The 23,099-nt window shown below is 68.8% G+C and carries 22 protein-coding genes and 2 pseudogenes; 16 read left to right on the top strand and 8 right to left on the bottom strand.

Translation table 11 applies throughout. The features are described from left to right. Window positions 1–115 precede the first annotated feature (115 nt). Window positions 116–724 (bottom strand): serine/threonine-protein kinase, encoded by a 609-nt coding sequence (locus OG504_RS45815; RefSeq protein ID WP_405995078.1) that lies wholly within the window; start codon window positions 722–724, stop codon window positions 116–118. A gap of 556 nt (window positions 725–1,280) precedes the next feature. Between OG504_RS45815 and OG504_RS45810 the strand changes: the two genes are divergently transcribed. Next, window positions 1,281–2,387 carry a sugar ABC transporter substrate-binding protein gene (locus tag OG504_RS45810; RefSeq protein ID WP_405995077.1) on the top strand — a complete coding sequence of 369 codons (1,107 nt, stop codon included), beginning with the start codon at window positions 1,281–1,283 and terminating at the stop codon, window positions 2,385–2,387. On the opposite strand, the gene OG504_RS45805 is transcribed toward OG504_RS45810, so the two are convergent. From OG504_RS45805 to OG504_RS45795, 3 genes are all read right to left on the bottom strand, one after another. Beyond that, window positions 2,321–2,854 carry a hypothetical protein gene (locus OG504_RS45805; RefSeq protein WP_405995076.1) on the bottom strand — a complete coding sequence of 178 codons (534 nt, stop codon included), beginning with the start codon at window positions 2,852–2,854 and terminating at the stop codon, window positions 2,321–2,323. The genes OG504_RS45810 and OG504_RS45805 overlap by 67 nt on opposite strands. Before the next feature lie 724 nt (window positions 2,855–3,578). Continuing rightward, the gene (locus OG504_RS45800; protein ID WP_405995075.1) at window positions 3,579–4,049 is read right to left on the bottom strand and encodes a hypothetical protein; all 471 of its coding nucleotides are present in this window, start codon (window positions 4,047–4,049) and stop codon (window positions 3,579–3,581) included. A gap of 484 nt (window positions 4,050–4,533) precedes the next feature. Beyond that, window positions 4,534–5,010: a MarR family winged helix-turn-helix transcriptional regulator gene (locus OG504_RS45795; RefSeq protein ID WP_405995074.1), complete on the bottom strand. Its 477-nt coding sequence runs from the start codon at window positions 5,008–5,010 to the stop codon at window positions 4,534–4,536. 69 nt (window positions 5,011–5,079) lie between these two features. Between OG504_RS45795 and OG504_RS45790 the strand changes: the two genes are divergently transcribed. From OG504_RS45790 to OG504_RS45755, 8 genes and pseudogenes are all read left to right on the top strand, one after another. Beyond that, window positions 5,080–6,003, top strand: coding sequence for an alpha/beta hydrolase (locus OG504_RS45790; protein WP_405995073.1), 924 nt, complete (start codon window positions 5,080–5,082; stop codon window positions 6,001–6,003). 335 nt (window positions 6,004–6,338) lie between these two features. Beyond that, on the top strand, window positions 6,339–6,851 hold the full coding sequence (locus OG504_RS45785) for a transposase (RefSeq protein ID WP_405995072.1): 513 nt from the start codon (window positions 6,339–6,341) through the stop codon (window positions 6,849–6,851). A 167-nt stretch (window positions 6,852–7,018) separates the two neighbouring features. Then, window positions 7,019–7,579, top strand: a complete 561-nt coding sequence (locus OG504_RS45780; RefSeq protein ID WP_405995071.1) for a hypothetical protein — start codon at window positions 7,019–7,021, stop codon at window positions 7,577–7,579. Window positions 7,580–7,819: 240 nt separating this feature from the next. Then, entirely contained in the window at window positions 7,820–8,176 is a 357-nt protein-coding gene (locus tag OG504_RS45775; RefSeq protein ID WP_405995070.1) for a DoxX family protein, read from the top strand. 543 nt (window positions 8,177–8,719) lie between these two features. Next, window positions 8,720–8,908, top strand: a pseudogene (locus tag OG504_RS45770) (ATP-binding cassette domain-containing protein); the annotation flags it as partial. Window positions 8,909–9,338: 430 nt separating this feature from the next. Continuing rightward, a pseudogene (locus OG504_RS45765) lies at window positions 9,339–9,627 on the top strand (response regulator transcription factor); the annotation flags it as partial. Between the two features lie 233 nt (window positions 9,628–9,860). Further along, on the top strand, window positions 9,861–11,039 hold the full coding sequence (locus tag OG504_RS45760) for an MFS transporter (RefSeq protein WP_405995069.1): 1,179 nt from the start codon (window positions 9,861–9,863) through the stop codon (window positions 11,037–11,039). A 161-nt stretch (window positions 11,040–11,200) separates the two neighbouring features. After that, complete coding sequence (locus tag OG504_RS45755; protein ID WP_405995068.1) at window positions 11,201–12,016, top strand: SAM-dependent methyltransferase; 816 nt, start codon at window positions 11,201–11,203, stop codon at window positions 12,014–12,016. Window positions 12,017–12,048: 32 nt separating this feature from the next. On the opposite strand, the gene OG504_RS45750 is transcribed toward OG504_RS45755, so the two are convergent. Further along, entirely contained in the window at window positions 12,049–12,939 is an 891-nt protein-coding gene (locus OG504_RS45750) for a helix-turn-helix domain-containing protein (RefSeq protein WP_405995067.1), read from the bottom strand. Window positions 12,940–13,289: 350 nt separating this feature from the next. On the opposite strand from OG504_RS45750, the gene OG504_RS45745 reads away from it, so the two are divergent. The 6 genes from OG504_RS45745 to OG504_RS45720 all read left to right on the top strand — a co-directional run bounded on the left by OG504_RS45745 (window position 13,290) and on the right by OG504_RS45720 (window position 19,488). Beyond that, the gene (locus tag OG504_RS45745) at window positions 13,290–14,381 is read left to right on the top strand and encodes a sugar ABC transporter substrate-binding protein (RefSeq protein WP_405995066.1); all 1,092 of its coding nucleotides are present in this window, start codon (window positions 13,290–13,292) and stop codon (window positions 14,379–14,381) included. Between the two features lie 68 nt (window positions 14,382–14,449). Next, entirely contained in the window at window positions 14,450–15,544 is a 1,095-nt protein-coding gene (locus OG504_RS45740) for a mandelate racemase/muconate lactonizing enzyme family protein (protein WP_405995065.1), read from the top strand. Beyond that, the gene (locus OG504_RS45735; RefSeq protein WP_405995064.1) at window positions 15,541–16,605 is read left to right on the top strand and encodes an ABC transporter permease; all 1,065 of its coding nucleotides are present in this window, start codon (window positions 15,541–15,543) and stop codon (window positions 16,603–16,605) included. The genes OG504_RS45740 and OG504_RS45735 overlap by 4 nt, the downstream gene beginning before the upstream one ends. Further along, window positions 16,602–17,645, top strand: a complete 1,044-nt coding sequence (locus OG504_RS45730) for an ABC transporter permease (protein WP_405995063.1) — start codon at window positions 16,602–16,604, stop codon at window positions 17,643–17,645. Before OG504_RS45735 ends, OG504_RS45730 begins: the two co-directional genes overlap by 4 nt. Continuing rightward, entirely contained in the window at window positions 17,642–19,168 is a 1,527-nt protein-coding gene (locus tag OG504_RS45725; RefSeq protein WP_405995062.1) for a sugar ABC transporter ATP-binding protein, read from the top strand. The genes OG504_RS45730 and OG504_RS45725 overlap by 4 nt, the downstream gene beginning before the upstream one ends. Next, entirely contained in the window at window positions 19,165–19,488 is a 324-nt protein-coding gene (locus OG504_RS45720; RefSeq protein WP_405995061.1) for an L-rhamnose mutarotase, read from the top strand. The genes OG504_RS45725 and OG504_RS45720 overlap by 4 nt, the downstream gene beginning before the upstream one ends. Before the next feature lie 39 nt (window positions 19,489–19,527). Here OG504_RS45720 and OG504_RS45715 read toward each other — a convergent pair whose 3' ends face one another. The 3 genes from OG504_RS45715 to OG504_RS45705 form a co-directional block, all read right to left on the bottom strand. Then, entirely contained in the window at window positions 19,528–20,256 is a 729-nt protein-coding gene (locus OG504_RS45715) for a GntR family transcriptional regulator (RefSeq protein WP_405995060.1), read from the bottom strand. Window positions 20,257–20,347: 91 nt separating this feature from the next. Next, window positions 20,348–21,922 (bottom strand): MFS transporter, encoded by a 1,575-nt coding sequence (locus tag OG504_RS45710; RefSeq protein WP_405995059.1) that lies wholly within the window; start codon window positions 21,920–21,922, stop codon window positions 20,348–20,350. Window positions 21,923–22,209: 287 nt separating this feature from the next. Continuing rightward, window positions 22,210–22,581 (bottom strand): winged helix-turn-helix transcriptional regulator, encoded by a 372-nt coding sequence (locus tag OG504_RS45705; protein ID WP_405995058.1) that lies wholly within the window; start codon window positions 22,579–22,581, stop codon window positions 22,210–22,212. Between the two features lie 107 nt (window positions 22,582–22,688). On the opposite strand from OG504_RS45705, the gene OG504_RS45700 reads away from it, so the two are divergent. Beyond that, entirely contained in the window at window positions 22,689–23,057 is a 369-nt protein-coding gene (locus tag OG504_RS45700) for a DoxX family protein (protein WP_405995057.1), read from the top strand. The last annotated feature ends 42 nt before the right edge of the window (window positions 23,058–23,099 follow it).

The raw sequence follows: 23,099 nt of genomic DNA, 5'->3' as shown, positions 1-23,099 counted from the left end.
CCACCCCGGCGATGCCGCGGGCAAGTCGGGCTGTGCGGCTCGTACGAGTCCCAGACTGTAGGCCGGGACCCTGAGCCGGAGCCGGGCATTGTTAACAATTTCGATGATAATTTTGTTAGAAGACGTCACCGCGCCGACACTTCGGTCGCGGTGAAGCGCTCGAAACCCGCGTGGTAGGCCGCGCCCCGCGGGTCGGTCGCGCTGTAGGCGACATGTACGCGGGCGGGCCGAGCACGCTGCCCGGTGTGGTGAGCGCCGACTCCAGCGACCGGTCGTCGCGGGCGATCCCGAAGTCGATGATCCGCGGTCCGTCCGGAGAGAGCAGGATGTTGGACGGTTTGATGTCGCGGTGCACCACGCCCACCCGGTGCACCTGTGCCAACGCGTGCGCGACGGCCGGCCCCAGGGACTGGAGCCGGCCGGAGGGCAGCGGACCACCGGCGGCCACATGCTGCTGGATCGTCGGACCCTGGACGAACTCGCCGACGATGTAGGGGTGTTGTCCGGTCAGATCGGCGTCGAGGACGCGTGCGGTGGCGAGTTCACCGACCCGGCTCGCCGCGCCGAACTCCCTGCGTACTCGGGCGAGCACGACCTCGTCGAACTCCGTGCCGGGTAACAGGAACTTCACCACGCCCTGCTGCCCCGGCCGGTCCCGGGCGAGCCACACCACTCCCTGTCCGCCCCGGCCGAGTTCACGCTCACGGACGTATCCGCCCGACAACCGCTTCCGCGGATCCGTGCCCCCGCCCCAAGCCCCGCCCCCGGTTCACGGCTGTCCTGCAGCGAATCGGCAACACCGGGCCCCGACAGGCCTCTTGGCGCGGAACGGAAGTCCCGGCATCGGCGCGGTGCCGATGGACGGCGGGACCGTAGTCCCCAACACCCGCTGCAACGCGCGCGGTTACGACACCAGGGCGATGTCGGGGCGCCACCAGAGCGATGTCAGGGCGATCGTGCTTCCCCCGTGCCCTCCGGACGCGGCCGCATCAAACCGGGTCACCGAAGCCGCCACAACCTCTCCCCGCGATCACCACCCCGTCCACATCAAGGAAGTGCGACGGTGACGGCCGGAGACAGGAATCGCACAGGCGAAGGAGCAACTCCCGGTCGCGGAAGCCGATTCGAAGCCTTCCTGCCCCGCGCAAGCAGGGGCCAAGTCCCCCCGCCCGACAGCCACTTCTCACCGGACATCAACGCCCCCGAAAGCCACCCGGCCCCCTCCCCCTCACACTCGAAAGGCGCCTCACGTGAGCGCTCCCGCCCTCTGTGGAATCCCCGTGCGTCACCTCGCGACGGCCCTGACCGCCTCCGCATCCGCGCTCGCGCTCACCGCGTGCGGCGTCGTCGACGGAGTCGTCGGAAGCGACGGTTCCGCGTCTCCGAAGAAGGGCGACGACATCACGGTGGGGCTGCTCCTGCCCGACAGGGACACCGCACGCTTCGAGGCCTTCGACCACCCCGTCATCGTGAAGGAGGTCGCCTCCCTCACCAACGGCAAGGGCAAGGTCGTCTACGCCAACGCCGAGGCGAGCGAGGCCAAGCAGAGCCGGCAGTTCCAGCAGATGGTGGACCAGAAGGTCGACGTCATCCTGGTGGACGCGCTGAACTCCAAGGCCATCGCGCCGGACGTCCGGAAGGCGAAGGACGCCGGCATCCCCGTCATCGCCTACGACCGGCTCGCGGAGGGCCCGATCGCCGCGTACGTCTCGCACGACAACGAACTCGTCGGCGAGATCCAGGCCCGCGCCCTCATCACGGCGCTCGGCAGCAAGGCGGCCTCCAGCAAGGTCGTCATGATGAACGGCGACCCCGCCGACACGAACTACGCGAAGTTCAAGGACGGTGCCCTCGGCGAACTCAAGGACAAGGTCCGGATAGCCAAGGAGTACGACACCGCCGCATGGTCGCCGACGGTCGCCGAGGCGAACATGAAGAAGGCGATCAAGTCCGTCGGCCTCGACAACATCGCCGCGGTCTACGCGGCCAACGACGGCCTGGCGGGCGCCGTCATCAAGGCGCTGAAGGACGCGGGCGCCACCAAGATCCCACCGGTGACGGGTCAGGACGCGAACCTGGACGCGGTGCAGCGGATCGTCTCGGGCGAGCAGTACATGACCGCGTACAAACCGTTCCCGGAGGAGGCCACCCGCGCCGCGGAGATGGCGGTGTACAAGGTCCAGGGCCGCGACATCCAGTTCGACGCGCTGACCCGCGACACGGTCGACAGCCCCACCGAGGAGAAGATCCCCACGATGCTGGTGCCGGTGGTCTCCCTCACGAAGGACAACATCCAGGACACGGTGATCACGGACGGCATCTACACCGTCAAGGACATCTGCACCCCGCAGTACGCGGCGGCGTGCGCCGCGATCGGCCTGAAGTAGCGGCCACACTCGATACGGCTCCATGAACACCGTGCGGCACGGGACAGGTCACCGACCGCCGCACGGAACAGCCCACAAGGGAACGGCGGTTGACCTCCGCCGTCAGCAAACAGACCGGCGTCGGGGACGGGCGCGGGCGGCAGATCGGCCTCGAGTCCCCACTCGCTGTTGAACATGACGACTGTGCCGCCCGGCAGCACGTTGTTCCTGAGCCAGAGGGCGAGCCGGGCCGCCGAGTGAGCCGTGCGGTCCAGGACCGACACGCCTTCGGGCGACAACAGGGCCATGCCCTCCAGTTGCTCCTCGCCCAGGGTGACGCCGAAATGCATCGACGAGCCGCGGACCGGGCCGTCGGAGCCGTCGTCGACGCGGACGAACTCCTCGGGGTTCCGCTCACGCAACCCGGCTTCCAGGCCCTCGTACGTCAGGCCCCAACTCCGTCCGTCCGGTGGGGTGAAGACGTACATGGTTCCACGGCGATCGCCGGCACCCGTAGCCCCGACCAGCTCAGCTCGATCATCCACGCCCGCATCACCGCATCCCGCGGAGCCTTCCTCGCCCGCGACAAGCGGCGAACGACGGACCGCTCGTCCTCGTCACGCCCCGGTCGTGCCCGTAAAACCATCGCCCAGCACTAGCGCTACCACAACGATCCGACCCATAGACCGTCCGGACTGGCCAACGCACTATTTCTTTACCCTGACGTGCGCCTGGGGCCTGTGGATCTTCCGCGCGAAGGAGGCGCACCCGTCGGCACCGATCAGGTGCCTCCACGGTCGCGCGCGGAATGAGGGAGGCACGGGAGGCAGCTCCCCGAGTGCGGGTGGAAGGGCTGTGGGAGGAAGTCGCCCGGCTGGCCGGGGTGTTGGAGGCCGCCGACGCCACCGCCGCGACCAGGGCTGAACAGGAAACCGCGCCCGCGCCGCTGCCGAGATCCATCGCGCCACCTGGGCGTCAAGGATTGCATCGCCTCGCAGCCGACGGGCAACGTCTCGTAGCCCCGAGCCAGTTGGCGCGAATGCATCAACTACGCGAACGTGCGCTTGACGATCTCCAGGGTGAGCACGAGTTTCTCGTGGCACTCCGGCACTGCGCGGCTGGATTCTGAGACCCGGGCATGACTGGTCCCGGCCACGTACCGCAGGACAGCTGTCTCTCGCGAGGCAGCTGTCCGTGGAGTGCGGCTATGCCCTATTGCAGGAGCCAATGCGTAGCCTCGTACCCGATGTTGGGTGAGCTCGTGCATGTGCTGGAAGTGGAGACCTCATACCAGCCACCCCAGGTGTTGGTTGCGTAGTCAAGGTAACTGCAGTAAGAACTACTCGTCGTGACGACTTTTACGGCTTTCCCGATGTTCTGAGCATTCTGGGAAATGCCGTCGTAGATGTCATAAGCATTTGCGACATACGAGGCACGGCCGCTGCCCGGCATCTCGTACCACGTGTCGGCAGTCTGCCATGTGTGCCAAATACTGCCGGACGGCGCGACGCCAAAGCATTCACTTTCGCCTCGGTCCCAGTCCACCAGGAGAAGCCAGTTGGCGTTGAAGTTTCCCGTTTTCCCGTAACAGGTGCGCTCCACGGCCGAAGCGGGTGATGCGAGAGTGCCCAACAGGGCCGCCAGTGCAACGGCGAGGACGAACGGCAGGCGAAGTACCTTCACGTGTTTCTCCCGTATTCGGAAACCACGGATACTGGCTGGATACTGGCTGGATACTGGCTCTTGTCGTCTTATGGTCGGCGATCCGAGTGCACGCCAGACAGTAGCGGCAGACGCCCCAACAAAAATCGAACGAGAAGTGAACAGCCTCACCCCAAGTCGCCCACCGGGTCCTGGCGTTCGACTTCGGTCGGTCACACATATGGTCCACATGTAACGGCGCCATGTGTCCCAGTTCCAAACTGAAGTTTCGCCATTCTCGTGATCGGCTACTGGGTTGCGAGTGACGGTGTGTGAGGTTGGCTGGTCGTCAGGGGGTTGGCGGGTGGGCCGACCCGGAAGCCAGGCACGGAACGCATAAGCGCGCCCCGGCCTACGGCACCCAATTGCGGACCGCGAAGAGGCATCATTCCGGGGCCGACCCTGATGGTGCGCCGAGGCCGACCATGCCTGGCCGTTGCCGTTTCGACCCGGTTGCGAAAACGCGTCAGCCTGTGGGCGCGCCGATCCGGTCGCGCTCCAGGACGGAACGCAGCTCCGAGAGGGCCTGCGCGGCGGCTCTCAGGGGGGACGCCTTGAGCGCATCCGCGGTCAGCTCGGCCAACCGCTCGGTAAAGGTCTCTTCTGCTGCGTCGACCAACTGCAGGCCGTCGTCGGTCAGGGCCAGCAGTGAGGACCGGCGATCGGATGGATTCGGCTGCCGAACGGCCCATCCCTGCTTCTCCAGACGGTCGATGGTCTTGCTGGCCGCCCCGATGCCGATGGCGAACTCGGCGGCGAGGTCAGCCACGCGGGACTCGGGGTGGTCGCGCAGGTGGCGCAGGGCCTCGAACTGCGAGGTGACGATCCCGTGCCGCTCACGGAGACGGTCGTTGAGGGCGTTGTAGAGACGCGTCTCGCATCGGACCAGGTCAGCGAAGAAGCCCGGAAGGTCGACCGTGTCACTGCTTGTTTTGGATGCCACGGCATGTAGTTTACGATACATGCCACGGCATATAGTGCCGTGGAAGTCACTTGTGGCAGGGGAAGAACGATGAGCAAGGAACAGCGGGCGCAGATTGACGCGATGCTGCGGCAGCCGCGGCCCGAAGGCCCCAGGTCTCTCGAGGCGATCCGAGCCGGATTCGAGGCGCTGATGGCCAAGATGATCGTGCCCGACAACATCCGCACCACGCGGACCACGCTCGGCGACCGACCCGCACTGCGCGTCGAGCCGGGCGACGGTCTGCGCGCCGGGACGATCCTGTACTTCCATGGCGGCGGCTGGGTATACGGCTCCCCCGAAAGCGTCCTGTCGCTGACGGGACACCTCGTTGCCAAGACCGGCTTCGGGGCATACTCGGTGGACTACCGGCTTGCCCCCGAGCACCCGTTCCCGGCCGCGATCGACGACGCACTGAGCGCCTACCGCGCCCTCCTCGACAGGGGCCAGGACCCTTCGACCATCGCGTTCGCCGGTGACTCGGCCGGCGGCGGCCTCACCGTCACGACCTGCCTGGCCGCCCGCGACGCGGGCCTCCCGCTGCCCGCCGCCGTCGTGACGTTCTCCCCGGGCCTCGACGCCACCCGCACGGGCGAGAGCATGGACACCAAGGAAGACATCGACCCGATCCTCACCCGCAAGTCCGTGGAACACACCGGAGCCATGTACCTCGCCAAGCAGGACCCGCACCAGCCCATGCTCAGCCCAGCCGTCCTCGCCGACCTGACCGGCTTCCCCCCGATGCTCATCCAGGCGGGCACCAACGAGATCCTGCTGGACGACTCCACGCGCCTGGCCGCCCGCGCCCGCGCAGCCGGAGTGGACGTCATCCTCGACATCACCGCCAACGTACCCCATGTGTTCCAGTCTTTCGCCGGCGTTCTCGACGAGGCCGACCAGGCACTGGACCGCGCAGCCCTGTTCCTCACCCAGCACGTCCACATCCCCGACACAGCAGCCGCGTCAGCCGGGTAGATCTCGGAGCCGTCTGGCGATACAGCAGGCTGGGCGGCTTTGAGCTTCGCAGGGAATAGACGGCACCACGAGTCGACCGTCCGCAGAGGCGGAACGGGCCGGGGTGGCAGAAGAAAACCTCCGTGTCAGGCCAGAGTTCTTGCGGGCGTAGGAAAGGGTGCGCGGTGCAGGAGCCCCGGGTGGGCTGGTCCGGACGCGGTGCGGCGGATCGGGTCATAAGCGGTGTCCGCCCTTGCCGGAGGTGGCGGATGCGCCGCGCGTGGCTATACCGGGGAGGTCCAGGTGCCGGTGACCGTACCGTCATCCCTGTTGATCGTGCTGGAAGTCCTGCGGCCGTGCTTCACCCCCCTTCGTGCACGACGATGGCGGTGCTGGTCACCGGGGTGCCGTCGGGGAACAGTCCGCACACCGTCACCGGGATGTGGCAGACCGCCGGACCGGCCGGGAAGGCCCACTGGCCGCGAGCGCACCGGTTCTTCTCACGGGCGGTTTGGGACCTGGACCAGGTCGGACTCGCCCTGGCCCGTGCGGTCGTGGCTCGCTTCGTGCCCCGGGGCGCGGCGGTGACCCTCGCGGTGGACGACACCCTGTTCCACCGCTATGGAAAGAAGGTCCACGGCGCGAAGTACCAGCACGACGGCTCTGCCAAAGGACGCGACGGCATCGGGCGCGGCAACTGCTTCGTGATCATCGGGATCGTGGTGACCGTGCCGTTCCTGGCCCGTCAGGTCTGCCTGCCCGTCCTGTTTCGCCTGCACATACCCAAGACCAGCATCTCCAAGACCGAGCAGCCAGAACCATGGTCGACCTCTTCGTCCAAGCCCTGCCCGACCGCGTCGTCCACATAGTGGGCGACGCCTTGTACCGGGGGCCGGCCTGGTGTGGCCTGCCCGCTCGGGTCACCTTCACCACCCGCCTGGCCGCCAACGCGGTCCTGTACGGACCCCAGCCACCACGCACCGGCAAACGCTGACATCCCGCCTGGAAGGGCGAACGCCTGGGCACCGCTGCCGAGATGGCCGTCTGCGCGACCTGGACCCGTGCTCGCGTGACGCGCTACGGCGTGACCAAGGACGTGGACCTCGCAGTGATCGCCTGCCTGTGGTGGGGCAGCCTGCACCGCACCCCTATCCGCGTGGTCCCGGTCCGGGACCTGGACGAGACCCGCCCCTGCACTCTCGCCTTGGCCAGCACCCACCTGACCACCAGCGCCGAACATCTTGTGGCCCGGTACGCCTCCCGCTGGTCCATCGAGCAGTCGATCAAGGACGGGAAGAACCTCCTGGGCGCGGGCGATGCCCAGAACCGTCCACCCGCCGCCGTCGAACGCACCACACCCCTGGGACTGGCGAATCTGACCATCCTGGTCCTGTGGTACGACCACGCCGGCCACCCCGCCGCCGACCTCAACTCCCGCCGCCAGGAGGCCCCCTGGTACCGCCACAAGCGCCACGTCTCCATCGAAGACATGATCACCGCATTCCGGCGCACCCGGACAACCAGCGACACCGCAGCCCAGGGCACATCCGCCCTATTGGGCGAGAACACCCCCACCAGCCAAGCAACCGCCGCGTAACGGCGAAACTTCAGTCCAAAGGACGAGGCCGAGAAAGCCCGTATGCCTCCGCATGTGCGGAGCAGGCGCCGTAGCTGTGCTCGGTGCGCAGGGCGTCACCGGTCTGCGCGCTCGTTCCCGACCGACGGCGCGCCGGACTGGCAACTCATGTCACAAATCGAGTCGTTGGACCTCTCCAAGAGAACGACATCCCCCGACGGAGTACCCAGCCACACAACTCCCCACAGAAACGGAGAAAGCGTGTTCACCGCCTACGTCACGGTCACCGTCCTCGGCGCGGTCTTCAACGGTGCCGCCGCCGTCACCTACCTGATCGGCCACGAATACCCCAAGGCCCAGGCGGACATGAAGGGCATACCCCGGAAGTGGGTCCCCGTGCTGGGCGTACTGCTGGCAGCGGGCACCACGGGTCTGCTGGCCGGGCTCGCCGTGCCGCTCCTGGGCACCCTCGCCGCCTCCGGCCTCGTGCTGTACTTCATCGGCGCGATCATCGCCCACCTGCGAGTGGGCTCACGCAACATCGTGGGCGGACTCGTCTTCCTCGCCAGCGCTGCCGCCGCTCTGGCCCTCGGCCTGGCCGACCACGGCCCCTGGTAACCCGCGGGCCCAGAGGTTCCGCGTCCGTACACCGCGACTGCCGTCGCCCGTCCCGGCGGCACCGGATGGTCACTGCTGGAAGCGTGTCCGCCAACACCTTGGAGGTGGGCAGGTGCCGTGGGTGAACCTCCAGAACCAGCCGGTGAGTCACTCGTTTCCTGGTGTCCGGACCGGGACTACCGGACCGCGCTCGTCAGACGCCGGGTGAGGTGGACCGGGCGGGCACGGGTGTCATCGAGGACGAACAGACGGGGGCCGTGCTGTCGTCGCCCGCGGCCTTGTTCCGGATGCGCAGTGCGGATCACGGAGGGCCCCGGAGACGACGCGACGGCATGCCCGAGGCTGACGAAACCGGCTCTCGCATCGGACCCAGGTGGTCGGCGATTCGGCTGATCCACAGCGTCCGTCACAAACCGGACGATGGCGGGGTTCCCAGCCAGGTGCGGGCCCGCGTCCTCGTCCTGGCGCCGTCTGTGCCCTTGGTCGGAGCAATAGCCCGTACCCACTGTCACGACGCCCACCAACCCTCGCCCCCGCAGCGGCGTGGCTGCCCGGGCGACCGAACTCTCCAAGGTCTACGGACAGGGCGCGGCCCAGATGGTCGACCTTGACCAGGTGCCGGTCAGTTTCGAGCGGTCCCGGTTCACCGCGATCATGGGGCCCTCTGGATCCGGCAAGTCCACGCTGCTGCACCGCGTCGCCGGGCTCGATGGCTTCTCCTCGGGCCCTGTGTGACCCCACCGCCATCAAGAGCGAGGAACCAGTCGGGGGCGGGCCGGGGGCGTACCCGGCCCTGACCGACCCGTCCTCGGGACAGGTGTCATGTCGGCAGTCGAGGGCGATCGGGAAGTCGTCCCGGTCGAAGCCTTCGTCTGTGCGGTGCCGGCGGGTGTGAATACCGCGCGGTCCCTGGCCGTCGTTCGTGACGGCCGAGGTGCCGGCCACGTGCGTGATCACATGGACGCTGCCGAGGACCGCACGTCTCGGTGACATGCGCGGCGAACCCCTTCCACCTGCTGGTGTGCCGGTGAGGCACCCTCCTCTCCATTGCGTTGAGGTAGCTCCAGCAAGTCGACAGGCGGCGTCACCGAAGGCGAGAATCCCGTCTTGGGCCAGGTGGGGATCTTGCCCCCCGGGGGGGGCGACGCGGCGCGGGCCACTTCCTGTTCCTACCTTCCGCCTGCTCAAGCACGTCACCGCCCGACCACGGACACAGCCAAACCGGCCCCTCCCGCACCGGCACCGCGCGAGCCCCTCACCGAACGCGAGGCAGAGGTCGTCCAGCTGGTAGCCCTGGGCCGTAGCAACGCCGAGATCGCCGCCGCGCCGTACGTCTCCCTCTCCACCGTGAAGACTCACCTCTCCAGCGTCCAACTGAAACTCGCCGCGCGAAACCGCGTCGAGATCGCGCCTGGGCCTGGCAGCACGGCCAGGTGCGGCCAGGTTCCTGAGCCGTGCGGCGACTGCATCAGAGGCAGGGGCAACGCACAGGGCGACTTCAGGGAAGGCGTCTGCGGGAAGAGCCCTGAATCCCCCGAAGAGAACTACACAACGAAAACCCGAGCCCCGTCGCAACCTCTGAGGTCGGGCGACCTGCACCCGCCGACTCCCCCTTGTCCCTGTACCAGGATCCCCCTAGCCTCAATTTGTGCCGCAAATAAACAAACCCCGAACGCACAACGCCGTGCCGGGCACCCCCACCGACCTCACCCGCCTCCGGATCACCCTCACCGCGTTCTTCGCCCTGGACGGCTTCATCTTCGCCGGCTGGGTCGTCCGCATCCCCGCCATCAAGGAACAGACCGGCGCCTCGGCCAGCACCCTCGGACTCGCGCTCCTCGGTGTCTCCGCCGGCGCCGTCATCACCATGATGCTCACCGGCCGCCTCTGCCACCGCTACGGCAACCACCAAGTCACCGTCGTCTGCGCCGTGTTGCTGTCCCTGAGCGTCTCCCTCCCCCCGCTCACCCACTCGCCACTCACCCTCGGCCTCGTCCTCCTGGTCTTCGGCGCGGCCTACGGCGGGATCAACGTCGCTTTTAACAGCGCCGCGGTCGACCTGGTCAGGGCCATGCGGCGGCCCATCATGCCCAGCTTCCACGCCGCGTTCAGCCTCGGCGGCATGGTCGGCGCCGGGCTGGGCGGACTGGTCGCCGGGTTTCTGACCCCGACCCAGCACCTGTTCGGCCTCACCCTGATCGGCCTGCTCGTCACCGCCGTCGTAGGGCGCGAGCTGCTGCGCCTGAAGCCCCCGGCACTTCCCGAACCTCCCGAGGATTCCCCGAAGCAGGAGACCGCCCCCCGCCGCCTCAACCCCCGCACCCGCGGCCTCGTCTTCACCTTCGGCCTGATCGCCCTCTGCACCGCCTTCGGCGAGGGCGCGCTCGCCGACTGGAGCGCCCTGCACCTGGAGCAGGACCTCGACGCCACCGCCGGTGCCGCCGCCATCGGCTACTCCTGCTTCGCGCTCGCCATGACCGCCGGCCGACTCTCCGGCACGCGACTGCTCGAACGCCTCGGCCGCACCCGCACCCTCGTCTCCGGCGGCACGACCGCCGCCCTCGGCATGCTGCTCGGCGCGCTCGCGCCCACCCTGTGGGCCGCAGTCCTCGGCTTCGTGATCACCGGGCTCGGCCTCGCCAACCTCTTCCCCGTCGCCGTCGAACGCGCCGGCACCCTCGCCGGCCCCGACGGAGTCGCCATCGCCTCCACCCTCGGCTACGGCGGCATGCTCCTGGGACCGCCCGCCATCGGCTTCATGGCCGACTGGTACTCCCTCCCCGCCGCCCTCACCAGCGTGGCCGTACTCGCCGCCGTCGCGGCCCTCATCGGATTCCTCACCCGGCACGCCGCAGAGGGCTGATTCCACGTCACCGGGCGCAGCGAACCAGCCAACGAGCGGGCCGGTACGGGCAGTTGGGGCCGACGAGGCGCACGAGTCGCGCCGCGGGGGAATAACGTGGGTGTCCACGGCCGATCTTCGACGGTTCCGTGGTTCTCACCGCCGTACGCACAGGAGCTTCCATGACCGAAGCGGCAGACAACTCCGAGCAGGATCCGCTCGCCAGGTTCGACACCACCGTGCCTCAGTCGGCCCGGATCTGGAACTACTGGCTGGGCGGCAAGGACAACTACGAGGTGGACCGTCTCGCCGGTGACGCGTTCCGCGAGATCTTCCCCGGGATAGAGACCGGCGCCCGCGCCGCCCGCTACTTCCTCGCCCGCGCCGTCCGGCACCTGGCCGGCGAGGAGGGCGTCCGGCAGTTCCTGGACATCGGCACCGGGCTGCCCAGCGTGGACAACACCCACGAGATAGCCCAGCGCGTGGCTCCCGAGTGCCGCATCGTCTACGTCGACAACGACCCGCTGGTGCTGGCCCACGCCCGCGCGCTGCTCACCAGCTCCCCGGAGGGCGTCACCAACTACGTCGACGCCGACCTCCGCGACCCGGTCACCATCGTCCGCGAGGCCGGCAAGACACTCGACTTCGACAAGCCCGTCGCCCTCATGCTGATGGGCATCCTGGGCCACATCGAGGACTACGACGAGGCCCGCTCGATCGTACGGCGCCTGGTGGACGCCCTGCCCTCCGGCAGCTACCTCGTGCACTACGACAGCACCGACACCAGCGAGGCCTACGTCGACGCCATCCGCCAGTACAACGAGGGCGGTTCGATCCCGTACATCCTGCGCAGCCCCGAGCAGATCGCGGGCTTCTTCGAGGGTCTCGAACTGCTCGAACCGGGTGTGGCCTCCTGCTCGCGCTGGCGTCCCGACGAGAGCGCCTGGGGCCTGCCGGCGGAGGTGCACCAGTACGGCGGTGTCGCCCTCAAGCGCTAGAACCCGCCCGGCAGTTCAAGTTCCTTGAAGGATCACGTCTCCTGAAGGATGCGATGCAGGATCGTCGGAGTCTCCTCCGGCGATTCCGCCTCCACCACCAGCCGGTTCATGACGTCCCAGTAGCACTCGATCTCGGTCGGCCGGTCGGGGTAGAGGGCGGTGACCCGCTGCTCCAGGTAGACCATGTCGGGCAGCCGGCCCCCCGGCAGCCGCAGGATGGTCACCGGACCGGCCTCCCCCGCGTGCCCGCCCGCGAGGAACGGCATCACCTGGACGGTGACCTGCGGCAGCCGGCAGATCTCGATCAGATGCCTCAACTGGGCCCGCATCGTGCCGATTCCGCCCACCGGGCGCCGCAGCGCCGCCTCGTCGATCACGGCCCAGAGCTGTGCCGCCGGCCGCCGGCGCAGAATCCGCTGCCGGGTCATCCGCAGCTTGACCCGCCGGTCGAGTTCCGCCCTCCCGGCGCCCGCGTGGGTGAGCCGGAGGGAGGCGCGCGCGTAGTCCGGGGTCTGCAGCAGGTGGGGAACGCGCTGGACCTCGAAGCAGCGGACGAGGCTCGCCGCCTGTTCGGCCCCGAGGTAGGCCCGCGCCCACGTGGGCACCACATCGTTGAAGTGCTGCCACCAGGCAGGGGAGTTGGCCTCCTCGGCGAGGGCCAGCAGGGTGGCGCGCTCAGCGTCGTCCGTAACGCCGTAGAGCGTGAGCAGGTCGGCCACGTCGCGCGGCTTGAAGCGGTGGCGGCCTGCCTCCAGGCGGCTGATCTTGGAGCGGGAGGCGCGGATGGCCTCGCCGGCGACCACGCGGGCGATGTGCCGGTCCTCCCGCAGTTCGCGCAACCGCGCGCCCAGCACCAGCCGCGGCACCACGGGGCCGGCCGACAGCCCGTCCAGCGGCGTGGTTAAGACCTCATCGGAACCCATGCACGATCTCCCTGCGGTGAACTGCCCCTGCATGCCGGCGAGTTGTACGTCTACGACGTGCACGCCGGCGAACGCTGAAGCCAGCCATCCTAGAGGGCTGCCGGGCCCGCGATCTTCGACTTGCGGGAATGATCTGTACCTTTACGGCCAGGCCGACACGTAGGCATTTCCTATACGATTTTGCGCTCAGCTGGCCTCAACGACAGACGCGGGCACGGTCCGCCGGAGTCATAAAACCCCTATCCACCAGACCAGTTCATGTCGCAAGTCTTGACGCGCCCGGCTTCCTCCCCCACGATCGCCGCATCGATTTCCTATCTGATTCCTATCTGAATCCGCAGGGGTGGGTCATGCGCTTCCCAACCAGATCTGTCCTGCCCGGAGTTGTCGCCGTCGCGCTGCTGGCGACGGGGACAGCGGCCTGTACCTACAAGAACTCCGGTGCGCAGTCCGGCAGTCAGGCCGCGCCGGCCGCCCGGACCGGTGGCGGGGCCGAACTCGGGGACGCTTCAGGGACCAAGATCGCCCTCGTGCCCGGCGGCGCCCACCCGTACTTCCAGCCCTGGAAGACCGCGGGCGCCGCCGCGAAGAAGACGTACGGCCTCGGAGCCGTGGCCTTCGACGAGACGGCGGAGTGGGACCAGCAGAAGCAGAACAACCTGCTGTCGACGCTCGCGGCGCGCGGCTACAACGCGTTCGGGGTGTTCGGCGTCTCCCCCACCGACATCAACTCGACCTTCGCGGACCTCAAGTCTCAGGGTTTCCCGGTGGCTTCGCTGGGTTCCTGCCCCGCGGGCGACAAGGACGACGCCGACTTCTGTCTCTCCACGGACGTCCAACTCGCCGCCTACAAAGCCGCGAAGGCGGCGATCGCGGCCATGGGCGGCAAGGGCACCCTGGTCCACCTCACCGGCAACAACGTCGACGCCAACACCCAGTTGAGGATCAAGGGCGTCGCCCAGGCGGTGAAGGAGTCGGGCGGCAAGGTGAAGCTCCTGCAGACCATCACCGACATCGACACGGACCTGCAGACCGCGCAGAAGGCGGTGTCCGACCTGATGGCCGCGAAGGGCAGTCAGATCACGGGCATTGTCGCGACCGCCTACAACCCGGCCGTCGCCGCGGCCGACGTCGTCAAGTCGTCCGGGTCGAAGGCGAAGGTCATCGCCATCGACGACGACGCCAAGATCCTCAGCGGCATCAAGCAGGGCACGGTCACCGCCACCGTCGTACAGAACCCGGTCGGGCAGGCCGAGATCGGCACATGGGCGCTGGCGCTGCTCCAGACGAAGCAGTGCACGGTGCGTTCCCCGGGCGTGGAGGTGGACTCGGGTTCGTTCGTCGTCACCAAGGCGAACGTCGCCGGCTACGACAAGGCGCGGCAGGCGAAGACCGCCGAACTGAAGAAGCAGTTCGCCGACAAGATCCTCTCCTGCGCCTGACGGCCGGCCGCCACGACCGCCCGGCATCGCTGATCGCCAACTCCCCCGACAGAAAACGGAATTGCTGAATGAGCAGCAGCATCATCACGGCCGCGACCGCCCGGCTGGCCGACATCGCCGTCGAGCAGGACCGCACCGACGCGGTGCAGTCGTTCGTCAAACAGGAGACGGTCCTGGTCGACCTGGAGACGGCGGACGGCCTCGCGGGAACCGGCTACTCCTACACGATCGGCACCGGCGGCAGCTCCGTACTCGCCCTGCTGCGCGACCACTTGCTGCCCGTGCTCGTCGGACAGGACGCCCGCAATGTCGAGGCGCTGTGGCAGCGGCTGTTCGCGCTGACCCGGTCCACCACCACCGGCGCCATCACCTCGCTCGCCCTCGCCGCCGTCGACACCGCCCTGTGGGACGTGCGGTGCAAACGCGCGGGCGAGCCGCTGTGGCGGCTGGCCGGCGGTCACCGCCAGGAGGTGCCGGTCTACGACACGGAGGGCGGCTGGCTGCACCTGAGCGCCGAGGAACTGGTCAAAAGCGCCCTGCGCGCACAGGAGTTGGGCTGGGCGGGCGTCAAGATCAAGGTGGGCCGGCCGCACCCCGCCGAGGACGCGGAGCGCCTGCGCGCGGTACGCGAAGCAGTCGGACCTTCCCTCCACATCATGACCGACGCCAACCAGTCCCAGACGGCGTCCTCCGTCCTACGGCTCGCGGCCGCGCTGGAGCCGTACGACCCGTACTGGCTGGAGGAGCCGCTGCCCGCCGACGACATCAGCGGGCACGCGCGGCTCGCGGCGGCGACCCGTATCCCGGTCGCCGTGGGCGAGTCCATGTACTCGCTCGTGCAGTTCCGCAGCTATCTGGAGGCCGGTGCCGCGTCCGTCGTGCAGGTCGACGCCGCGCGGATCGGTGGCATCACACCGTGGCTGAAGGTCGCGCACCTGGCGGAGAGCCACAACGTCGCGGTCTGCCCGCACTTCCTGATGGAACTGCACGTGAGCCTCGCCGCCGCCGTGCCGAACGGCCAATACGTCGAGTACATCCCGCAGTTGAGGGCGGTGACCCGCACCGAACTGACCATCCGCGACGGGAAGGCCGTGGCACCGGACTCACCGGGCATCGGCATCGACTGGGACCCGGACGCACTGGACGACCGGAGGGTGGCATGACGACCTCGATCAGCCCACCGGACACCGTCCCGGAGGAGAGGACGGCCGCTCACCGCATGCCGTTCTGGGTCAACCAGCGGCTCGGCCTGCTGGTCCTCGTCATCGCGCTCAGCGTCCTGTTCGGCGTGCTCCGACCGGCGTTCCTGGACCAGCGGTTGGTGCTCTTCCCGCTCCTGCGCGACGTCGCCACCCTCACCGTGGTCGCGCTCGCGCAGATGGTCGCCCTGTCCGTGGGCCACATGAACCTCGCGGTCGGCCGCATGGCCGCCTTCGGCGCGATGTTCGCGGGCCTCGGCTACGACCGTCTCGGCGTCCCCATGCAGGTCGGGCTGTTGATGTGCCTGGCCGCCGGGGCGGCGATCGGTGCGGTCACCGGCTGGCTCATCGCCCGTACCGGAGTGAGCTCCTTCGTCGTCACCCTGGCCATGGACTTCGCCCTCCTGGGCCTGGTCTCCCTCCTCTACTCGTCCCTCACCGACGACGCCGCCTTCACCACCCACCCCGCCGGAATCGACGCCCTGCGCTCCTACTCCCTCGCCGACATCTGCGCGGGCCCCGTCTGCGGTTTGCCGGCCATCCCGCAGATCGCCCAGTTCACCGTCCTCGCGATGCTCGCCCTCGGTTTCCTCTACGGCTGTACGCGCATCGGCCGGGAACTGCTGCTCACCGGCGCCAATCCGGCCGCCGCGGAGCTGTCCGGCATCCCCACCGGACGCCGGATCCTGCTCGCGCACACGCTCTCGGGGCTGCTCGCGGCGCTCGCCGGGTTCATGGCGGCGGCCGGCACGGGTACGTTCCGTGCCTCCATCGGCGACGACTTCATGCTGCCGTCCTTCCTGGGCGCGGTACTGGGCGGCACCCTGCTCACCGGCGGGGTGGTGTCCGTGCTGGGCACGCTTCTCGGCACCGCCCTGGTCGGGGTGATCCGCAAGGGTCTCGACCTGCTCGGCGTCGGGCTGGAGAGCCTGAACATCTATCTCGGCTGTGTCCTCCTGCTGGCCCTGTCGGCCGACCGGATCCGCACGGTGGTGTCCTATCGCAAGGTGGTGCGCTCCACATGAACCGCTTGAACGTGACGCTGGGCCAAGGGAGTTGGGGCGGCGAGACGCTGCGCCGGTTCTCCCGTTCGACGGCGGCGATGCTGCTGTGCGTGGTCGTGGTGGGCTATGTGGCGCTGGGCATCGCCTCGTCGGGCTCGTTCTTCGAGGGGCCCTCGGTGCGGGTCTTCCTCCAGTACCTCGCGACTCCCGTTCTCATCGGGCTGGCCCAGATGGTGGCGCTCTGCGTGGGCCAACTCAACCTAGCGGTAGGCGCGTTGGGCGGCTTCACCGCCTGTCTGATGGGCGTTCTCATGGCCGACCACGGTGTGCCCGCCGGAGTCGCCGTGATCGCGGGCCTGTTGACGGCCACGGCCATCGGGCTGGCGACCGGTGTCGCCATCGTGGGCACCCAGATCAACGGGTTCATCGTCACCCTCGCCACGATGACGATCCTCCTGGGGGCGCAGTACCGGCTCACCGGCACCCGTACCGTCGACGGCTACTCCCGCACCCTGCGCGACTTCGGCACGGCGGCGCCGCTGAACATCCCGCTCGTCTTCGTCACCGCGCTCGTCGCGGCGGCGCTGCTGGCCGCGTTCATGTACCGCACGGTCGCGGGCCGACGGCTCCTCGCGGCGGGCGGCAACCCGCTCGCGGCCCGGCTGTCCGGCATCTCCACCGACCGGCAGATCGTGGCCGCCCACACGCTCTCCGGGCTGCTGATCGGCGTGGCCGCCGTGACCGCCACGGCCTCGCTGCCCGGCGTCAACCGCAGCGTCGGCGGCGACTGGCTGCTGCCGAGCTTCGCCGCGCCGATCATCGGGGGCGTGGCCCTCACCGGCGGTTCGATCGCCGTACTGGGCACGGTACTCGCCGCCTTTGTGACGCGGCTGATCGACGCCGCGCGAGCCCAGTTCTCGCTGGACCCGAGCTGGGTGAACCTGCTGATCGGCCTGGTCGTGCTGGGCACGGTCGCCGGTGGCCGACTGCACCAGACGCGCCTGGAGAAGTCCGCGACGACCGACGGCGCCGTCCTGCCCCAGACCGGAGGTGCCCAGTGAGCGACACGGTTCTTCTCGAATGCGAGGAACTGGTCAAGGCCTTCCCCGGTGTCCGGGCGCTGGACGGTGTGGGGCTACGGCTGACCGCCGGTTCCGTGCACGCGCTGCTCGGCGAGAACGGCGCCGGCAAGTCGACCCTCATCAAGGTCCTCACCGGCGTGCACTCCCCCGACGGCGGCAAGCTCACCTGGAACGGCCAACTGGTCCATCTGCGCTCGCCGTTGGAGGCGACCCGCACCGGCATCGGTGTCGTCCACCAGGAACGCAACCTGATCCCGGGTTTCTCGGTGGCGGAGAACATCACCCTGCAGAACCCGCCCTCGCACCGCGGCCTGGTCGACCGCGAGGCCATGACCGCACCGGCCGTCGCGTGCCTCGCGGAACTCGGCGTCGACCTCGACCCACAGCGACCGGTACGCGAACTCTCCGTGGCCCAACAGCAGTTGGTGGAGATAGCCAAGGCCCTCTACACCGAGAGCCGGGTGCTCCTGTTCGACGAGCCCACCGCGTCCCTCTCCCCGCAGGAGACGGAACGCCTCTTCGAGGTGATCCGGCGCCTGGCCGCCCGCGGCGCGTGTGTCGTCTTCGTCAGTCACAAGCTGGAGGAGGTCTTCGAGGTCTGCGACACGGTCACCGTGCTGCGCGACGGCAAGTCGGTCCTGGAGTCCTCGCCCCTGTCGGACCACACCCACGACGACATCGTCGGCCTCATGGTGGGCCGCGCCCACGCGGCGACGGAGATGCGCCCCCGCACGGTCGACCGCACCGCCACCCCAACTCTCGTACTGGACAAGGTCTCCACGGCCGGCGGCCACCGTGACATCAGCCTGGAGGTCCGCCCCGGCGAGATCGTCGGCCTGTACGGACTGGTCGGCGCCGGACGCAGCGAACTGGTCAAGGCGGTGCTGGGCCTGGACCGCATCACGGGCGGCGAGGTCCGGGTGCACGGCAGCCCGGTCCGCATCACGTCACCCCGCCAGGCTCTGCACGAGTACGGCATCGGGTACGTCACCGAGAACCGCAAGGAGGAGGGCGTCTTCCTGGAGCAGCCCATCGTCCGCAACATCACGGTGACGGTGTGGAAGCGACTCGCCAAGGCCCTCGGGTACGTCTCGGCACGCGAGGAGCGCGACGTCGCGCAGGACCTCGTCGACCGGCTCGGCATCCGCGTCTCGGGGCTCGGACAGAACGCCGGTGAACTCTCGGGCGGGAACCAGCAGAAGGTCAGCCTCGCCAAGTGGCTTGCCGCGGACACCAAGTTGCTCGTCATCGACGAACCGACGGTGGGCGTCGACGTCCGTACCAAGCGCGCCTTCCACGAACTGATCTGGGACCTCGCCCGCGACGGCCTCCCCATCCTCCTCATCAGCAGCGACCTCGCCGAGATGGTCACCCTCGCCGACCGCATCGTCGTCATGACGGACCACCGCATCCGCGGCGAACTCGACAACGACCGCGACTACGACCGCATGAGCGGCCGGGTCATCCGCCTGATCCACGACCGCGACGCGGTGCGCTCGTGAAGCGCGTGGCCCAGGTCATCGCCGTACACCCGGAAAAGCTGGACGCATACCGGGAGTTGCACCGCGACGTGCCCCGGCCGGTGCTCGACCGCATCCGGCGCAGCCACATCTTCAACTACTCGATCCATCTGCTGGGCGACCGCCTGTTCAGCTATTTCGAGTACGACGGCGACGATCTCGCGGCGGACCTGGCCCTGATGGCCGAGGACGAAGCCACCCGGCGGTGGTGGGAACTCACCGCCCCGTGTCAGGTGCCCGTGCCGGAGGCGGCGCCCGGCGAATGGTGGGCCACGGCGGAGCAGGTGTTCCTCATGGAGTGAGCGGGGACAGGCCCCAACTCCGGCTTCAGCAGCGGCCGTTCAGGACCCAGACCCCTCGCCGTCCTCGATCTGCCGCTCCAGGCTGCGCGTCAGGTGCTCCGTCATCGCCTCCGCCGCCCGCTCGGGGCTGCGGCGGAGCACCGCGCGGACGATCCGCTCGTGCTCGGCGACGGTCGGCCCCCAGGCGCCAACTACCTTGCTGAGCCGGAAAATGTGCAGATGCGCGTGGAGCCGTTCCACCGCGTCCGCCAGCAGCGGTCGGTGCGCGGCCCGGCCGATGGCCTCGTGGAAGCGCTGGTCGAGGGCGGCGAAGTCGCGGTAGGACGCGTACCGTTCGTTCGGGCTCGGGTGGGCCTGCATCTCCTCGACGATCCGCTCAAGGCCGTCGAGTTGCGCTTCGGTCGCGTTGACGGCGGCCAGCGCGGCTGCCTTCGGCTCCAACAGCAGCCGCATTTCGAAGAGTTCGTCGAGACCCTGACCGGTGAGCAGCTGCGTCGCCCGGTATCCGGAGAGTGCCCGCTTCACGACCAGGCCGTCGGACTCCAGCCGGGCGAGCGCCTCCCGTACGGGAGTTGGGGAGACCTTGAGGGTGCGGGCGAGTGCCTCGATGCCGACGCGGGCGCCGGGGGCGATCTCGTGGTCCATGACCATCGCCTTGATGCGCTCGTACACACTGTCCGACAGCGCCTGCCGGACGGGCGGCACACTCCGCTCGTCACCCTCGCCCTCGTCCGGCACCCCGGCCGCGGAAGGACTGTGCGGCGGCATCCCGGCTCCCCCTCAAGGCACTTGGCGTTCCCGACAGTTTACCCAGGTAGACGGGTCGGGAGGGGCTCGCGCGGAGGATTGGTTCGGCTCGTCACCCCGCCTCCGCGGCGACCGTCGCCGCTTCCCCGCTCTTCTCGGTCAGGTCGAGGCTGCTGCGCAGGCTGACCGGCTTCAGCAGGATCGCGGCGATCACCGCGAGGAGGGCCGCGGCGGCGGAGAGGAGGAAGATCCGCGCGGTGGCGTCGCCGTAGGCGACACGGATGATCTCCTGTACGGCGGCGGGCTGCGCGGAGACATCCGTGGCGGTGCCCGTGGTCCGCAGTCCCGCCGAGGCGAGGCCGTGCGCGATCTGGTCCTGGACGTGCCGGGCCAGTACGGCGCCGAGGACGGAGACACCGATCGTGCCGCCGAGGGAGCGGAAGAACGACACCGTGGAGCTGGCCGCGCCGATGTCCCTCAGCGGCACGGTGTTCTGCACGACGAGCACCAGGTTCTGCAGCGTCATGCCGACGCCCATCCCGACGCACAGCATCGCCACGGCGAGAAGGAGCATCGACGTCCTGGAGTCGATGGTGCCGAGCACGGCGAACCCGACCGTGAGGAGGACGGCACCGGTGATGATGAACGGCTTGATCTTCCCGGTCCGGCTGATCAACCGGCCCGCGACCGTGGAGGCGATGAGAATCCCGGCCATCATGGGAATCGTCAGCAGGCCCGCCTCGGTCGGGCTGTGCCCGCGGCTGAGCTGGAAGTACTGGCTGAGGAACACCGCGGCGCCGAACATCGCCGTACCGACGGAAAGACTTCCGACGATCGCCAGCGCGGTCGTGCGCTGCTTCACGATGTGGAGCGGTACGACGGGTTCGGCGGCCCGCGACTCCACCCACACGGCCGCGCCGATCAGCACCAGCCCGCCGCCCACCATGACCGCGGTCTGCCACGAGGCCCAGCCGAAGGAGTTGTCGACGAACGACACCCACACCAGCAGCACGCTGACACCCGAGGCGATCAACGTCGCCCCCAGGTAGTCGATCCTGACGTTCTCGCGCCGGAGGACGGGAAGGTTCAGCGTCCGCTGGAGCATGAACAGCGCTACGGCCGCGATCGGCACGCCGATGAAGAAGCACCACCGCCACCCCAGCCACGAGGTGTCCACGACGACTCCGCCGAGCAGCGGTCCGCCGATGGTCGACGTGGCCGTGACACTGCTCAAGTAGCCGCTGTAGCGGCCGCGTTCGCGCGGCGGGATCATCGCCGCGAGGGTGATCTGGACGAGGGCCTGCACACCGCCGACGCCGACACCCTGCAAGGCCCGCGAGGCGATGAGCTGCCCCGCGGTCTGGCTCACCCCGGATGCCACGGCGCCCAGTACGAAGACGCCGATGGACACCTGCACGAGGGTCTTCTTGCTGAACAGGTCGGCGAGCTTGCCCCAGATCGGCGTCGTCGCCGTGGTGGTGAGGAGCGTCGCGGTGACGACCCACGTGTACTGCGTCTGCGACCCGTGCACCGCCCCGATGATCTTCGGCAGCGCGCTGGAGACGACCGTACTGCTGAGGGTGGAGACGAACAGCGCGAGCAGCAGCCCGCTGAGCGCCTTCAGCACCTTCCGGCGGGCCGCGGGGGACATGTCCGACGGACTCGACTCGTTCACTGCCGTGCTCATACGCCGGACTCCAAGCGACCCGTTCGCTATACACCGCGTATAGCGACATCGGCTCACCATACATGGCGTATAGCAGGGGAAAAAGAGCCGCTACCCCGGGCCGGCGCGGGCAGGTCCGGTCGAAGCGCGGCGGCCGGGGCTCATCTCGGCGATCTTGGCGCGCCCCTCCTGCGCCAAGCGCGGGAAGCTCTAGAACTGCACGCCGAGATGCCGCACCCACGGTCGGAAGTCGTCATCGCCGCCGCGAAGGAGCTGCGGCGCGGGCCACTTCGAGACCGGATCAAGGACTACTCGCCGGACCTGCGACGGGCGTTGATCTGCTCGTGGTTGGCCATCGCCCACTCGGCGAGCGCCATCACCAGCGGCACCAGGGTCCGGCCCAACTCGGTCACCTCGTACTCGACCCGAGGTGGCACCTCGGCATAGGCGGTGCGCACGAGCAGACCGTCCTCGACCAGGTGCTTGAGCGTCAGCGTCAGCATCCGCTGCGAGATACCGGCAACGGCTTCCCGGAGCTCACCGAACCGGAGCGGCCCGGAACGCAGGGCGCCGATCACCATCAGGCTCCACTTGTCGCCGATCCGGTCCAGTACCTCACGGACCGCGCCGCCGTCCCGGATCCGCGGCGGGCCGTCGGTCTCGCGTGTGACCTTCGCCATACCTGAGCCTCCTTCCTGGACACATACATTGATGTGCCTTTTGTGGCCGACCCCGTGCGCACGGACCATCAGGTCACGCACACGTGACAACGACGGGGGAAAATACGGTGAACACCGCACTGTGGATCGTCCAGGGTCTGCTCGCACTGTCCTACCTCGCCGCGGGCGGGCTCAAGGTCGTACGGCCGCGCGAACAGCTGGTCGCGTCGGGCAACTTCGAGTGGATGAAGGACTCGTCGGATGCCGCGGTGAAGGCGGTCGGGCTGGTGGAGATCCTCGGCGCGCTCGGCGTGATCCTGCCCTGGCTGACCGGGATCGCCCCGGTCCTCACCCCGATCGCCGCGATCGGCCTGGCCGTTGTGCAGATCGGCGCACTCCGGGTGCACCTGGCTCGCGACGAACGCCGGCCGTTGCCCGTCAACGCGCTCCTGCTGCTGCTCGCCACCTTTGTCACGGTCGGCCGCTTCCTGGGCTGAGCGATCGTTCCGCAGGGCGTCCGAAAAACTCGTCAGCGGACG

The organism is Streptomyces sp. NBC_00986 (assembly GCF_045162565.1).
Classification (GTDB): Bacteria; Actinomycetota; Actinomycetes; order Streptomycetales; family Streptomycetaceae; genus Streptomyces.
The sequence above is the reverse complement of the archived record's forward strand: the minus strand, read 5'-3'. Positions and strand labels throughout refer to the sequence as shown.

What these genes read in the sequence shown, in the direction of transcription:
- OG504_RS45805 (WP_405995076.1), bottom strand. Translation starts at nt 2,854, where the DNA reads ATGTACGTCTTCACCCCACCGGACGGACGGAGTTGGGGCCTGACGTAC.
- OG504_RS45790 (WP_405995073.1), top strand. Translation starts at nt 5,080, where the DNA reads ATGAGCAAGGAACAGCGGGCGCAGATTGACGCGATGCTGCGGCAGCCG.
- OG504_RS45780 (WP_405995071.1), top strand. Translation starts at nt 7,019, where the DNA reads ATGGCCGTCTGCGCGACCTGGACCCGTGCTCGCGTGACGCGCTACGGC.
- OG504_RS45755 (WP_405995068.1), top strand. Translation starts at nt 11,201, where the DNA reads ATGACCGAAGCGGCAGACAACTCCGAGCAGGATCCGCTCGCCAGGTTC.
- OG504_RS45750 (WP_405995067.1), bottom strand. Translation starts at nt 12,939, where the DNA reads ATGGGTTCCGATGAGGTCTTAACCACGCCGCTGGACGGGCTGTCGGCC.
- OG504_RS45745 (WP_405995066.1), top strand. Translation starts at nt 13,290, where the DNA reads ATGCGCTTCCCAACCAGATCTGTCCTGCCCGGAGTTGTCGCCGTCGCG.
- OG504_RS45740 (WP_405995065.1), top strand. Translation starts at nt 14,450, where the DNA reads ATGAGCAGCAGCATCATCACGGCCGCGACCGCCCGGCTGGCCGACATC.
- OG504_RS45735 (WP_405995064.1), top strand. Translation starts at nt 15,541, where the DNA reads ATGACGACCTCGATCAGCCCACCGGACACCGTCCCGGAGGAGAGGACG.
- OG504_RS45730 (WP_405995063.1), top strand. Translation starts at nt 16,602, where the DNA reads ATGAACCGCTTGAACGTGACGCTGGGCCAAGGGAGTTGGGGCGGCGAG.
- OG504_RS45715 (WP_405995060.1), bottom strand. Translation starts at nt 20,256, where the DNA reads ATGCCGCCGCACAGTCCTTCCGCGGCCGGGGTGCCGGACGAGGGCGAG.
- OG504_RS45710 (WP_405995059.1), bottom strand. Translation starts at nt 21,922, where the DNA reads ATGAGCACGGCAGTGAACGAGTCGAGTCCGTCGGACATGTCCCCCGCG.
- OG504_RS45705 (WP_405995058.1), bottom strand. Translation starts at nt 22,581, where the DNA reads ATGGCGAAGGTCACACGCGAGACCGACGGCCCGCCGCGGATCCGGGAC.